Here is a 14,206-nt window from a genome sequence, read left to right on the forward strand (position 1 = left end):
TTACTTCTCCGTCTTCTGGGGCATGGTGAGGTAGTCGTCAGTTCCTAAGCAGCATTCTTCTGTCAGGAAGGCAATCAGAGCCTCAAGGTTTTCATATCGAGCATGGCAAAAGAGCGTTCTGCCCAGACGTTCCTGGCGTACCAGAGAAACTGATATCAGCGATGAGAGATGATGGCTCAGCGTAGAGGCAGGGATATCGAGCCGCTTTTGCAGTTCACCAACCGGTAACCCTTCATGTCCGGCTTTAACCAATTCTCTGTACACGCTCAGGCGCGTAGGATGCCCCAGCTCTTTCAGGGTATCTGCTGCTTTTGAAAGCTCCATCTGTATCTCATTTCTATATTTCCGGAATTGTAGAAATATATCTAATTTCCTTTCCTGGTAAAAGAGGGGCAATGGTCGATGTCGGCACGCTCAGATTTAATCTACGAACTCTACCGACCGAAACTGTCTCTTAAACGTCTAACACATAAATCAAGTCGCTACATTTCGGACAAACCTTGTCCCCATGCCAGTGAGTATCGCACCAGCAGCATCGCCATTGCCGTATCGTCGTGTTAGTAGGTCGAAGGCGCATTTCTGAAGGCGGGATAGTTTTTGGCGAGGTTTGTTCTGGTACTGTTTGGAGCTTGTTAAATCGACAAGTTTTAAGCCGAGCAACATTGTTGATATGCCTCGGTATGTGCACAAACGTTCTTGTAGTTGTCAGAGGATCAAACTGAACACCGATCTGCAGTTTGCAGTAAATACAAAGCAATGAATCAAAATCAACCTGTTGAACAGATTCTGGTGTAACCCATTCACCATCTACGGTGACGGCGTGAGTGGCTAAGACGAAGTAATTCATCATGAACTCCGTAACAAATGAAAAAAGCCAGCATGGTTAGCTGGCTTTGTAGATAGAAGGGGGAAGGAAGCATTACCGACAGTTACAACAGGTTAGGTTTACCGGCCTGTTTATGCTCTCTTCCTTTTTTTCAATGAACGTACTTCTCCGCGACCAAAGGTTCTGGCATTACCCGGAAGAACCAGACGTGCACAGGCATCGATTTTGGTGATGTAACTTAGCGCCTTAAGTAACCCCTTGTCCTTACTACTGTCACCGCGTTTCAGTTTGCCGAGGCAGCAGTCCTCATAACGCTCTTTGTAAGCGTTGCAGTTGTAGAACATGCCTTTACCTTTAGTAATAGTTTCATTCCAGTATCTCCCGAAAGCATGAGCAATCACGCCATCCTGTTGTGCCTTATTACCATTTAAGATAAATAGCATGTGGTAATGAAATTTACGTTGTGGGCCATATTCCAGTTTCCATACCGTCCCGAGGACATGGCGAAATATTGGATTCTTTTGCATATTGCGAAACAGCTGCTGACGGTGCTTACGGGCATCATCAGCAGTGATATCAGCTTTGTGCTCATTTGCCCATGATAAATCAACCCGCAAGACCAGCAGCCGGGAATGACGCTCCTGCAGATGTCTGATGTAATTCATCACTCCCTTCAGATTTTTAACCGAAGCCCTCTGGTACTTTCTGCATGCTTTTTTAAATCCTGCCTGGCTCACAGTAAACCGGTAATCCTGTATCAGCTTATTCAGCATTTCTGCTGTGGTAACAGTGTCTGCCCCTGCTATTTTCCCGTTATGGACACGCGAATATAAATCGGCGCTAGTAAATAAACGCTGGAAGGTAGCTATACGTGGATTAGCTATTCGTACTTTCATTGCATCTTGTGGCAACATATTGAGATAACGGATGGCATCAAGAATGGTGGCTGACTCAGCACTCTCTTTGTATCCTGATCGGTTATACAGAATAGCGAAAGGTAACTTACGTCCTCTGCTGATAGTTTTAAGACAACTGTCCAGTTGTTCTAATCTGAATCTAAATTCATTGTCATCGGATATGGTGACATAGGGAGTGTTATTCTCAATGTGATATTCAGCATGAGATAACAGGAATGATTCTGGTAAGTCCATATTGTGTTTCCCTGAAGCCAGTCAGTAGTGGCTGACTGGCAATGTATTTGTGTGGTTATTGGATGAGTGTCTTTGTCTGATATTCAGTATGAATAGTGACATCAGAGGTAGAGTATGTGTGATAACAAAGTGTAAGTGTATGACGCTATAATGAGTGTGATAAAACGTGTTTATATGAAGTGATATTGACTTGTGATTGAATGCATTAAAGAATAATTGATAATGCATTAAATACAATAATAAATAAACCGACTTTATAAATCACATTAAACTCACACGGCATAAGGCGTGAGAGTATATAAACATGGTGTAAAGTTAGTAACCCTCACCATCACTATCTTTAGCAGTCTTTTATGCTCTCGGCTCATTAACACGAGCTTCCAGCCACTCTTTTACTTCACGTTCTATCCAGCGGGAACTGCGGCCAAATTTTACAGGTTTTGGAAACTTTCCTTGCTGTGCCATTTTATAAAACCACTTATCAGACAGACTGGTCAGCTCGGTAATGAAAACCATATCAACGAATCGGTCTTTATAAATATCAATCTCTTTCATGACTTCTCCAAAAGAATTTATCATGAGGACGCCGGGCGGCATCCTTTCAAATGGATAGGTCATGTATGTATGGTTTTACATTTCTAAGGAGAGTCTCCATAGTAGTTGAAGAGTCATTACTGAAGGCATGCAGGGACAGGTTATGGCCTTTCACTATGGCGATAAGGAAACTCACCTTACATACCTGTCTAAAACAAGTTACTTTCTGTGTAATTTGTCAGTAATGCTGGACTTTCCATCAAAAAAAACACTACAAAAAAACTACGAAAAATCTACTCGTTGACTACGTAATACACTACATCTATTATCAGTATAAAAATAATGGATATACTGTAAATTAAGTCCGCCATTCGAAGAGGTAAAAGATGAGTTTAAGCAAAGGTAAGAATAAGGATTACCGGCTAAAAATAAAAACAAAAAGAGAACTATCCGTTTTTTATTGGTTTGTAATGGAAAATAAACCTATGGTCGATCGTTACCGTTCCTCACCTCTAAAAAACATGAAAAGAATAAATTCAATTTACCGAATGAATATACGGGATGCCCCTTTACTATTATCTGAAATTGTCAGCGATTATTATTCAGGTGTCCTTGATGCCATACTTTATTATGAAAGAAAAATAGAGTTGTTTCTTGACTCACTTCTTCCGGAGTCAGAGTTTGAATGGTTCAGGAAAAATGAGCATGCCTGCTATTTTGTGTGGTTAAGCATTAAAAAATATTGTCCTCAACTATCTTCTGAAATGATTAATATCCAAAAGGAGGTTGCGCCACAAAAATTTAGTCATGTCCATTCCCTGACTGATCTATCCGTTTCTGATAATTTCAACACAAATACTCAGTATGCGATTGCGTTAGAATCTTTTCTTTCAGAAATAAAATCGCTGCATACACATCCCACATCCCATAAAGAACGTTATAACTCCATTCTGTATTTTATGGATTTAGTCCCAGCATACTTCATTGATAAATTATCATTTATAAAAAATATAAGATCCCAATGGGATAGTAAATTTAAAGCAAAACGTAAGTTAAGCATTCCCATGGACAATACAGAGTTATGCCAGTGGGCCTGGGAATATATGAAAAACAAACCGTCCAGAAGAATGCGTATTTACGACCAAAGCACAGACACCCCGGAGAAGAGTGTTGCATTATCTGGTGAATATAATATCCACTCAGTATGCACTGCTGACAACAAAGATGATATCTGCAATCAGAATATGTCAGAAAGTACTTCACAGGAAGATTACGATAAATCAACCGGCAATGACGCCGCTAGTGATAAGAATTCAGGGCATGAAAGTGGCACAAAAAAGGTTAGTTACAGAACCATAGACCTTTCTCCGGAAGATGGCGGTCTACTTTCCAGTTTTAACAAAATTGGCTGGCATGATGCATTTGAGATCATTCAGCCATCGACACCAAAAGAAACATATTTATCTATCCATGCAGTCTGGATTTTCTATGTTGGAGGAACTTACATCGAACCAGAACTGTATCAGCAGTTTAAGCGTGCCAGGGATACATACCTTACCCGTAAAAGAAAAATAAAAAGAATCAGTAACAAACTACAGCTAATAAATTAGCTAGTGGGGAATTGGTGATCTTATTACTCAGGATAAATTACCCCATAAAAGTGCCTTGAAAGCACTCCACATATTTTCACACCTATATTACCCCCATGAAGCCGCGCCGGTATGTATTACTGGTGTGGCTTCTGTACATTGATCTGTTGTGCCGATCGATACTTAAATCATGATAGCTAATGACTATTAATAATCATGTATCGATCGTTTTAATGATAGATTCAAACGATCAATTTTCTGAAACTGATCTGTATTAACGATTATCTGCTAGCTCATTTTATCAATACGATCAGCCTGCTCCCCTTAACACGGAAGCGGGCTTTTTTGTATCTAAATCATCAGGAAAGGAAACCAAAATGCTCAGAAACTATTATGCAACTCTGGCTGGATTACTGCTGCTTAGCCACAGTGCCAGCGCCGTACAGGCTGACCAGCAATGGGGTGACTGGTACGGGAACATCAGCGCCATGGAGTTTGAACTCAATACTCAAAATGCTTCAGGCGAAGTGCTCACACTGACCTGCACAAGCGGAAAGCTGGCTGCTGCTTACAGCGTACCTGCGGAGGATTACCGCATCTCGTCACAAACAGGGCTTTCTGATCCTGGAGTCAGTATCAATGGTACAAACCATCCTCTGGATAAAACGACCTTTACTGCGTTAAAAGCGACAAGTGAAAAAGACGTAATAAAAATGACCTCAATGAATGCCGCTATCTCTAAAAAATTCAGCGCCAAAGGGCTGAATGAAGCACTGGCTGATATCACATGGCAGGACTGTATTAATAACTAATAAACTGAAAGGAAACCTTATGCGTAAACTCGTTGTTTTATCTCTCAGCTCTGCAGCACTGTTTATTCCATTGGTCTCGTCTGCAATGACAATTCACGGCGACATACATCCCGAACGCTATACCTTCTTTCTGACTCAGGAAGGCAGTAATCAACTGAAACAGGCAAATGACCGGATAGCGAAGAACCCGCAGGCTTATACGCTTGATGTGAATCACACCGGCATTCAACCCTTTGACGCTGTTCGCTGGGACGGGAAGCCTGTAAAAGCTGTCACCTGCGTCTTGGTAGACGGCGTGATGATGGGACAAAAAGCCACGTGGTCACAATGTAAAGACGAGAGCGGTGCTGAGTATTTCGGCAATAAAGGCTGGCTGGTACGTGATTATGTGGCAAAAGCCTGTGAAGTCGGAAAATCAGATTGTCCTGTTTATCTTGTGCTTCAGACAGATCCGCCAACCATGCGCAGCGATATGGCGAATTTCGTACCTGCTCCTAAAAACTTTAATGCTTCGACAAGCCTGACGGATGAAATTAAATCTGAAGGTTGCCAGATGGCGGATAACTCATTTGAACATGCCAAAAGTAGTCTGCGTTGTCGTGCCATTAATACCGTGCGTTTCATCCGCAAACAAAATACCGAAGCGGCATATGAAGCTGACTTAACCACCACAACGGGTGAAGCTCTCACTATGACAGTAGGGTACACCTACGGTAATGCCTCCAGTAAAGAGCCGGGCTGGCGCACAATTTCGGTCAACCAGGGAGACATCATTACTGATATCCGTAAGCAAGGCCAGTGGATTCCCAATGGTTATAAATAACATTATCAGTGAGATAACTTTTTAACCGGCATTCAGCTAACGGAGGTTCAGTGGGAAAAACATTACATCAGGAAACGCTACCAACCGTGGACTGTACCTGGCAACTTGTTTTGAGTATTGCCGGTGTGACATTGATGCGCAGCAATTCTGTTGCGGTTAAAGCACTGGGTGCCAGCCTCACCACACTGAGTCTGATACGCATCATCAAAAAACTCGCCACACTTGCCTGATCTCCCTTGCTGCAAGCTCAGAGGAAAAAAGCAATATGTCTGAAAATACCCAAGGAAAACTCAAGGGACTGAAAGAGAAATTAAATCTGCGGGGAAATATCTCCCCCACTGATAACAAGGATGAGCAGGTAGAAGAAAATGTCAGTGAGCAAATTACAGAAGGGCCAGAATCCCGTACTACCCGATATAAGCGCTTGCTCGACAGTATCGTTATCAGCGGTTTGCTGACCATTGCCGAGGATAAACTCAGTGACGATGTGTTTATCGAGTCGATGTTCAGTAAGGCTTATGAGCTTCTGCCTGTGCCGGTCAGACTGGTTGTTAGAAGGGAATGGTGTCTGGATTATCTCCAGTCACGGAAAGCCCCGTTACTGGCGCAGCTCCAGCTCTACCGAGCCGAAAGGCACGGCTCAGCAGAAATGGTGCCTCCTGCCCTGGAACCCACGTTACCACCAGCGACCTAATCAGACTCATCAATAACAGACAGGGCCATCCTTCGGGGTGGCCTTTTTTATGTCCATTTTCTACAGGAGTTTTTATGACCCGTTTAGCCAGCCGCTTCGGCTCAGTCAATCTTGTTCGCCGCGACCGCCCGCTAACCCGTGACGAACTGGCGCACTATGTGCCGAGTGTCTTCAGCGAAGACAAACATGAATCCCGAAGTGACAGGTACACCTATATCCCAACTATTTCCCTGCTCGATAACCTACAACGTGAAGGCTTCCAGCCATTCTTTGCCTGCCAGACCCGAGTTCGAGACCAGAGCAAACGAGAGCATACGAAGCACATGCTGCGCCTGCGTCGTGAAGGTCAGATTACTGGCAAACAGGTTCCAGAAATTATTCTACTAAACAGCCACGACGGCTCTAGCTCATATCAGATGTTACCGGGGTTATTCAGATCGGTTTGCCAGAATGGGCTGATTTGCGGTGAGAGTTTTGGTGAAGTTCGTGTGCCACATAAAGGCAACGTAGTAGAGAAAGTAATCGAAGGAGCATACGAAGTACTGGGGATATTTGACCGCGTAGAAGAGAAGCGCGATGCCATGCAGTCGCTTTTGTTGCCGCCACCCGCTCAGCAGGCAATGGCTAAAGCGGCATTAACCTATCGCTTTGGTGAAGAGCATCAGCCGGTGACAGAATCGCAGATACTTTCCCCACGCCGCTGGCAGGACGAAAGCAATGATCTCTGGACCACTTACCAGCGTATTCAGGAAAACCTGATTAAAGGCGGTCTGTCGGGGCGAACGACCAAAGGTCAACGCTCCCATACACGTGCCGTTAAAGGCATCGACGGGGATGTGAAGCTGAACCGCGCACTTTGGGTGATGGCCGAGAATATGCTGCAGCTTGCTTCATGAACCTTTTTACCATCCATCTCTTCATGCCCTGCCACTAAGCAAGCGGGGCATTTTGTTTTAAGGAACAATTATGTCAGCACTCAATTTATCCCCAATATTCCTGCCAAATGAGCAGCGCGTTATTCGTCGGGCGTTACGACTGCTGGAAAAATATCAGCGTCAACCGAGTGAGTCTTTTACCTCCACCAGCTTCACCAAGACCTGGCTTCAGCTACAGATGGCTCATCAGGAGCGGGAAGTATTTATCGTGATGTATCTCGATAACCAGCACTGCCTTTTGGGGCGAGAAACGCTGTTTACCGGCACGCTCAGCCATACCGAAGTACATCCGCGCGAAGTTGTGAAGTCAGCCCTGAAGCACAACGCCGCTGCAGTGATTCTGGCGCATAACCATCCGTCCGGTACGACAGAAATAAGTCAGCAGGATAAACACATCACCCAGCGAATAATGAAAGCGTTAGCACTGGTAGAAGTGCGAGTGCTGGATCATTTGGTTGTTGGGAACGAAGTGGTGTCTTTTGCTGAATGTGGTTGGTTGTGAGGTGCAGAATGAAAATCATCAGTAAGCGCCAGGCGATGCATATTTATCGTCAGCATCCCGAATCCCGGTTATCTGCCTTCTGTACAGGTCATTACCAGTGGCATGGCAGTGTCTGCCATTACTACGGACGTGAAGTTCAGGATATCAGCGGTGTACTCGCTGTTTTTGTTGAGCGTCGTCAGGACCGGGCAGGCCCATATGCCATCCTTCGCAGCGTGACGATGAATTAATCACTTCTCTCAGTCATTAAGGAATATGTTAATGCAATCGACCACCTTATCCGGCTCATCAGCGGAGAACGCATCCTGCCTTCAGTGGGGATTAAAACGTAATATCAAGCCGTGCTTCGGCGCTCGCCTGGTACAGGAAGGCAACCGTCTCTACTTTCTGACTGATCGGGCTGGGTTTGATGGCTCATTCAGTGACGATGAAGCTTTGCGTCTGGACCAGGCATTTCCACTGATGATGAAACAGCTTGAGCGGATGCTAACGACTGGCGAGCTTGATCCTCGCAGCCAGCACTGCGTCACACGGTATCACAACGGACTTACTTGTGAAGCTGACACTCTCGGCTCTCATGGCTACGTTTACATTGCCATATATCCCCAGTCAGCTCTAACCAGATAACACCTTCCTCTTCTTTTATCAGGGACTCAACTCATGCATATTTCAACTGTACCGGCAACAGTGACGGTTTCGTCACGCCTGTCTCCTGTCCAAGTTTGGCAAAAACTATTAACGTATATTTTAGAGCATCATTACGGCCTCACGATCAACGACACACCGTTCAGTAACGATACGACGATTCAGGAACATATAGAGGCGGGAGTGCATCTTACTGATGCTGTTAATTTCCTTGTGGAACGATTCGAGCTTGTGCGCATTGACCAGAAGGGTTTCTCCTGGCAGGATCAAGAACCTTGGATAACATCTTTGGATGTTCATCGGGCACAGTTCAACCTTGGCTTGAAACGCTCATAAATCAGCCAGCTGATCATTAAGGAAAAACATGTGGGGGCATAATCGGGGGCATGTCAGTAAAGAGCATATGAAAATAATCAATAAATTCAACATGATTAACCACCAAATGCGACTCCTGTGATCTCCGCCAAACGTGGCTTTTCTTTATTAGAACGTATTAAAGCTTCGATAAAAATCATTAACCGTTATGTTTTTAGCTCTGAATTTTATTAGCAAAAAATAAATGAGACACAAGTCGCATTTATTTATGCAATGTCTTTTTATTTTCCTTTCGCACCCAGTATTAATCGCACCTTTTAGTTTCCTTATTAATTTCAGATGTTTCATTACCCATGATCTTTATTAATCATGCTATCTTCGCCGGCGAAAACAAATGGTTTCCCGTTTTAACTCACCAGTATTAACAAAATATTCACACATAACTGTTCACACGAGGAAGAATAATGAATGTGAGAGATGCGACTTATTCAGATATCGATATGGTATGTGATCTGCTTGCCGATGCCTTTTATGACGATGTACTTATTAAATCTGCTTTCCCAGTTCCCGAAAGACGAAAAGATGCGCTGCGCAGCTTTTTTAGAATTTATGGGGAAATAGCGCTAAAAAAAGGCGGCATTATTATCGATGAAAATAACAGCGGCGCATTGATGTATTTGCATTACGACTCAGAAAATATCACTGACGAAATAATATTGAAGCAATTCCAGGACGAATATAGTCCCGATTATGCCGTAATGGCGTTCTTAATGCACAAACTCAGCGCTTATCACCCTAAAACCCCGCATTACTATATTTTCGTCCTTGCCATCCCGGGGCAAGAATATGGTATGGACGTGATAGGTGCACTGTTACGCAGACTGCATGTCCTGCAAGATAAGGCCGGCATCCCCTGTTATGCCGAATGCACAGCGATGCGGGTGCAAAAACTCGCCAGTCGACTTGGATATCAACATGCTGGCTTCCCATTGTGTATAGAGGGTTTCCCGGAACTTTATCCGATATTAAGAAATCCGCAATAAATAAAAATATCTATAATTATTCACACACAAGGGATTGTAATGAAAAACTTAGCTACAAATTCCAAAAAAAAACACCAGGAAATTGCGAACTCTTTTTTTCCTTCTGCATTCAATGATAAGAACGATGCTCTGGCCAGTACTATCCCCGGACTACTTGCACATATAAATACGTTACGTCCTGATAATAATGGCCCTGCATATTTAGGCGAAAGCGGTGCATTCAATGATAAGAACGATGCTCTGGCCAGTACTATCCCCGGACTACTTGCACATATAAATACGTTACGTCCTGATAATAATGGCCCTGCATATTTAGGCGAAAGCGGTAGCCTGAATATTAATTTCAATGAAGTAAAAAACATCGAAATGGCTGACAATATTGGCAGCTGCGATGACGTAATTAAACAAACTGTCGCATTATTTAATGGTATGCCAAACTGGGGCCATCCATTAACCATGTGTAACGTTATCCCGCAAGCGAATATCGCTTCCATTATTGCAGCCACGATGGCGCAACTCTTTTCGCCGAATATTTTATCAGGTGAATATGCCTGGAATGTGCAACGCGCAGAATTAGAAAGCGCCGGGATGCTGGCAAATATGGTGGGATGGAAGGGGCAGGATGCCGGCGGGGTTTACACCTATGGCGGCTCCGGCTGCTGGACTTACCATGTTAAGTACGCGCTTACGCGTGTTTTGCCCCAGTCCCGCACCGGTGGTGTACGTACCGATGCTAAAGTCATCTGCTCTCAGCAAGCACATTACTCCATGCTGAACAGCACGGACTGGGCAGGCCTGGGAATGAACAACGTTATTCGCGTCAAAACCGATCCAAATACCAATGCGATGGATCTTAACGATCTGGAATCGGTGCTTCAGTCCCTGCAAGCGCAAAATATCCCTGTCGCGTCGGTTGTCTGCACCATGGGAACGACCGATGCTAATGCCTTCGATCCTGTTGCTGGTGTTCGCCGTTTGTTAGACCGTTATCCCAACGGTGCCCCGTATGGCAAAGCGCTGCTCTATTGCGATGCAGTAACCAGCTGGTCATGGCTGGCATTTCAGAAATATGACTTTGCCCGCAACCCACTGCAATTTACCGATACACTGTTACCGATTCTGGAAAGCAACTGCCGGGCTTTGCAGGATATGAAATACGCCGATGCAATTGGCATTGATTTTCACAAAGCGGGCTTTGCGCCCTATATCAGTAGCTTTTTTGCCTACCGCAATGCCGAAGAGTTTGAAACCCTTCACCAGCGTCCCGGTTCGGCTTATCTGCAATCCCGAACGCCGTACAATCCGCTTGATTACACGCTGGAAGCGTCGCGCTCGGCGACCGGAGCGCTAGCGGGCTGGGCAACGATGAAATACTTCGGTTATGAGGGTTTTCAGGCCATTCTTGGCACGATTATGGAAAACCATCACACGTTGCGTAACGTGCTGAAAGCGGAGAGCACCAGCGTCTGCGTCAATACGCACGATCACGGGTTAGTTACTCTGTTCCGGGTTTATCCACAGGGAGTTGAAGCAGAGCAACAATATCAGCATGAGCTATGCGATCCGGCATATAAGCCGCAACTTCTGGCACACAACCAATTGACACTGGATATTGGCAATAAACTGTACGAGTGGTTTCGGGCGGGCAAGAAAATTAACGGCAAGTACACGCCGTATATGAGTTTCACCACCGGCTTTTGCGTCACGGAATATAACCGCGACGCGAGCGATGCAGATGCCACGGTCTTTGCGTTGAAAATCTATATTATGAATACGCATCTGACCCCGGAATTGATGCAACATGTTGTGGATTGCATTATGGCCGCGAGAGACAACGTGACTGGCATTGTTAGCGACCAATGAAAAAAGGGGGAAATCCCCCCTTTCTGCACTGCGTTATCAAGCTTGTAGCGCCGGATAGTCAAGATACCCTTCTGCACCGCCGCCGAAGAATTTCTCCCGGACAGGCTCATTCAACGGCAGATTGTTTGCCAGGCGGTGCGGCAAATCCGGGTTGGCGATAAACGGGCGGCCAAAACCAATCAGGTCTGCCCAGCCTTTTGCCAGCGCTTCTTCGGCGCGTTCCGGTGTATATTTTCCTGAATAAATCAGCGTACCGTGGAAAATAATACGCAGCGCTTCTTTAAACGCTGCTGGCATTACCGGTGCGTCATCCCAGTCAGCTTCCGCGATATGAATATAGGCAATGCCAATCTCATTTAGCACGCTTGCTGCTGCCAGGTAAGTCGCCTCTGGCGTATCGTCGCGCGAACCCATCAGCGTGGTCAGCGGAGCAAGGCGAATACCGACGCGCTCCTTGCCAATCGCCGCCGATACCGCTCCCACGACTTCTTTCATAAAGCGCAGACGGTTTTGCAGCGCGCCGCCGTATTGGTCATCACGCAAATTAGATTGGGAATCAATAAACTGATTAATCAGATAACCATTGGCACCATGCAGTTCGATGCCATCGAAACCCGCAGCAATTGCGTTACGCGCAGCTTGTGCATAGTCGTTGACGATAGCGGGGATTTCATCGAGCGTCAGCGCACGCGGCATAGTGTGCTGAACCATATCGCCGACGCCGTTCTCCGGCCCACGACCTTCTACATCGACAAACACTTTTACGCCTTCAGCCTGAATGGCGGAGGAAGAAACCGGAGCCGCATTACCCGGCTGCAATACAGTGTGAGAAACACGTCCCACATGCCACAGTTGTGCAAAGATTTTCCCGCCAGCGTTATGTACCGCGTCGGTCACTTTTTTCCAGCCCGCAACCTGCGCCTCGGTATAAATACCCGGCGTCCAGGCATAACCCTGACCCTGCTTGCTGATTTGCGTACCTTCGCTGATGATAAGACCCGCGCTGGCACGTTGTGCGTAGTAATCCGCCATCATATCCGTCGCCACATCACCGGCTCCGGCACGGGAACGCGTCATCGGCGGCATCACGATACGGTTATTAAGCGCGAGCGCATTCAGAGAGTATTTATCGAATAACATGGTTGCTTATCCTTTCTTGATTCGGTCAGTGTGGTTGTGTTTAACAACCTGATGGGAAGCAGGATAAGCGCTGAGTAATATTGAATAAATAGCAATAAAGGCAATAGACTATTGCTTTTTTGGCACAAAAAAACCTGACCAGCATTTGCAGGATAGCGACGGAGCGCTTACAGTCGATAACGACACGTTGCTTTTCAACTTTTTATTTTGCGGGAAGCGTTATGTTGTTCATTGATTTTCGCGTCGTCGCGGCGGCGCAACAGGAGTGCCGCTAATGGCGACACTCACGCCCACATTGCGTAACTGGTTACAGCTTATCGCGCTGTCGTTGATGTTAGTGGCACTGATGGAATTCGTTCATCTTCCTGCCGCCCTGCTACTTGGCCCGATGTTCTCCGGCATTCTTCTTGCCATCGGCAAACGCCCGGTCACCGTCAGTAAAAACAGCTTTAGCGCCGCGCAGGCGGTAGTGGGCGCAATGATTGCCCATGCCATTCCGCCCTCGGTGTTTGGCCGCATCGCCGCCGACTGGCCGGTTTTTATCCTTTGTATTATCTCGGTGATTTTCGCCAGCGCCATCCTCGGCTGGATCATGGCAAAGTTGCAGGTATTTCCCGGCTCAACGGCGATTTGGGGATCGTCGCCAGGTGCGGCGGCAGCGATGACGATTATGGCCGAGAGTTTTGGCGCAGACGTGCGGCTGGTCGCTTTTATGCAGTATTTGCGGGTGATGATCGTCGCATTAGTCGCGGTGCTGGTCACCCGCATGTGGATGGGTGCCGAGAGCGCGGATCACGCAGTGGCGACGTTCACCCTTTTCGGCCCGCTGCGCTGGTTGCCTTTTGCCGGAACGCTGCTGGTGATTGCCGCAGGCTATGTGATTGCCCGGCGAGTAAAAATGCCGTCCGGGCCGATGCTTATCACGCTGGCGCTGGGGATAATCGTTGAAGATAGCGGCTGGCTGACGCTGGAATTGCCGCCGTGGCTGCTCGCCATTTCTTACGCGATTATCGGCTGGAGTATCGGACTGCGTTTTACGCGCGAGATTGTGCTGTACGCCGCCCGCGCCCTACCACGCGTGCTGCTTTCCGTTCTGACGCTGGTTGCCGTGTGCTGCGGCTTTGCCTTCTTATTGGTGAAATTCGCGGGCATTGACCCGCTCACCGCTTACCTCGCCACCAGCCCCGGCGGAGCCGATACAGTGGCGATTATTGCGTCATCAAGCCATGTGGATATTTCGTTTGTGATGGCGATGCAAACCGGGCGCTTTATTGTGGTGCTGATAACCGGCCCGGCGATCTCACGCTTCGTGGCGAAGCGGTTGGGGACATAAG

17 protein-coding genes are annotated in these 14,206 nt (G+C 46.5%); 13 read left to right on the forward strand and 4 right to left on the reverse strand.

The features are described from left to right. From Q5705_06435 to Q5705_06445, 3 genes are all read right to left on the reverse strand, one after another. A complete protein-coding gene (locus Q5705_06435) occupies positions 1-324 on the reverse strand; it encodes a metalloregulator ArsR/SmtB family transcription factor (protein ID WLI78184.1) in 324 nt (107 codons plus the stop codon). Between the two features lie 633 nt (positions 325-957). Then, on the reverse strand, positions 958-1,977 hold the full coding sequence (locus Q5705_06440; protein WLI78185.1) for an inovirus-type Gp2 protein: 1,020 nt from the start codon (positions 1,975-1,977) through the stop codon (positions 958-960). Positions 1,978-2,328: 351 nt separating this feature from the next. Continuing rightward, positions 2,329-2,532 carry an AlpA family phage regulatory protein gene (locus Q5705_06445; protein WLI78186.1) on the reverse strand — a complete coding sequence of 68 codons (204 nt, stop codon included), beginning with the start codon at positions 2,530-2,532 and terminating at the stop codon, positions 2,329-2,331. Between the two features lie 365 nt (positions 2,533-2,897). On the opposite strand from Q5705_06445, the gene Q5705_06450 reads away from it, so the two are divergent. The 12 genes from Q5705_06450 to Q5705_06505 all read left to right on the forward strand — a co-directional run bounded on the left by Q5705_06450 (position 2,898) and on the right by Q5705_06505 (position 11,732). Further along, the gene (locus Q5705_06450) at positions 2,898-4,121 is read left to right on the forward strand and encodes a hypothetical protein (GenBank protein WLI78187.1); all 1,224 of its coding nucleotides are present in this window, start codon (positions 2,898-2,900) and stop codon (positions 4,119-4,121) included. A 356-nt stretch (positions 4,122-4,477) separates the two neighbouring features. After that, the gene (locus tag Q5705_06455) at positions 4,478-4,912 is read left to right on the forward strand and encodes a hypothetical protein (GenBank protein WLI78188.1); all 435 of its coding nucleotides are present in this window, start codon (positions 4,478-4,480) and stop codon (positions 4,910-4,912) included. Positions 4,913-4,931: 19 nt separating this feature from the next. Further along, complete coding sequence (locus Q5705_06460) at positions 4,932-5,735, forward strand: hypothetical protein (protein ID WLI78189.1); 804 nt, start codon at positions 4,932-4,934, stop codon at positions 5,733-5,735. A gap of 50 nt (positions 5,736-5,785) precedes the next feature. Next, the gene (locus tag Q5705_06465; protein ID WLI78190.1) at positions 5,786-5,965 is read left to right on the forward strand and encodes a hypothetical protein; all 180 of its coding nucleotides are present in this window, start codon (positions 5,786-5,788) and stop codon (positions 5,963-5,965) included. 35 nt (positions 5,966-6,000) lie between these two features. Further along, positions 6,001-6,429 (forward strand): hypothetical protein, encoded by a 429-nt coding sequence (locus Q5705_06470; protein ID WLI78191.1) that lies wholly within the window; start codon positions 6,001-6,003, stop codon positions 6,427-6,429. A gap of 74 nt (positions 6,430-6,503) precedes the next feature. Then, the gene (locus Q5705_06475) at positions 6,504-7,325 is read left to right on the forward strand and encodes a DUF932 domain-containing protein (protein ID WLI78192.1); all 822 of its coding nucleotides are present in this window, start codon (positions 6,504-6,506) and stop codon (positions 7,323-7,325) included. A gap of 70 nt (positions 7,326-7,395) precedes the next feature. Next, on the forward strand, positions 7,396-7,866 hold the full coding sequence (gene radC / locus Q5705_06480; GenBank protein ID WLI78193.1) for a DNA repair protein RadC: 471 nt from the start codon (positions 7,396-7,398) through the stop codon (positions 7,864-7,866). An 8-nt stretch (positions 7,867-7,874) separates the two neighbouring features. Beyond that, positions 7,875-8,096, forward strand: coding sequence for a DUF987 domain-containing protein (locus Q5705_06485; protein ID WLI78194.1), 222 nt, complete (start codon positions 7,875-7,877; stop codon positions 8,094-8,096). A gap of 31 nt (positions 8,097-8,127) precedes the next feature. After that, positions 8,128-8,493, forward strand: a complete 366-nt coding sequence (locus tag Q5705_06490; protein ID WLI78195.1) for a type IV toxin-antitoxin system YeeU family antitoxin — start codon at positions 8,128-8,130, stop codon at positions 8,491-8,493. 33 nt (positions 8,494-8,526) lie between these two features. Then, entirely contained in the window at positions 8,527-8,847 is a 321-nt protein-coding gene (locus Q5705_06495; GenBank protein ID WLI78196.1) for a TA system toxin CbtA family protein, read from the forward strand. Between the two features lie 443 nt (positions 8,848-9,290). Continuing rightward, positions 9,291-9,869, forward strand: coding sequence for a hypothetical protein (locus Q5705_06500; protein ID WLI78197.1), 579 nt, complete (start codon positions 9,291-9,293; stop codon positions 9,867-9,869). 39 nt (positions 9,870-9,908) lie between these two features. Then, entirely contained in the window at positions 9,909-11,732 is a 1,824-nt protein-coding gene (locus tag Q5705_06505) for a pyridoxal-dependent decarboxylase (GenBank protein ID WLI78198.1), read from the forward strand. A gap of 36 nt (positions 11,733-11,768) precedes the next feature. On the opposite strand, the gene Q5705_06510 is transcribed toward Q5705_06505, so the two are convergent. Then, positions 11,769-12,872, reverse strand: coding sequence for an alkene reductase (locus Q5705_06510; GenBank protein ID WLI78199.1), 1,104 nt, complete (start codon positions 12,870-12,872; stop codon positions 11,769-11,771). Between the two features lie 274 nt (positions 12,873-13,146). Between Q5705_06510 and Q5705_06515 the strand changes: the two genes are divergently transcribed. Further along, positions 13,147-14,205, forward strand: a complete 1,059-nt coding sequence (locus Q5705_06515; GenBank protein WLI78200.1) for an AbrB family transcriptional regulator — start codon at positions 13,147-13,149, stop codon at positions 14,203-14,205. Position 14,206: the final 1 nt, after the last annotated feature.

Origin of the sequence: Kosakonia sp. H02 (genome assembly GCA_030704225.1) — a bacterium.
Classification (GTDB): Bacteria; Pseudomonadota; Gammaproteobacteria; order Enterobacterales; family Enterobacteriaceae; genus Kosakonia.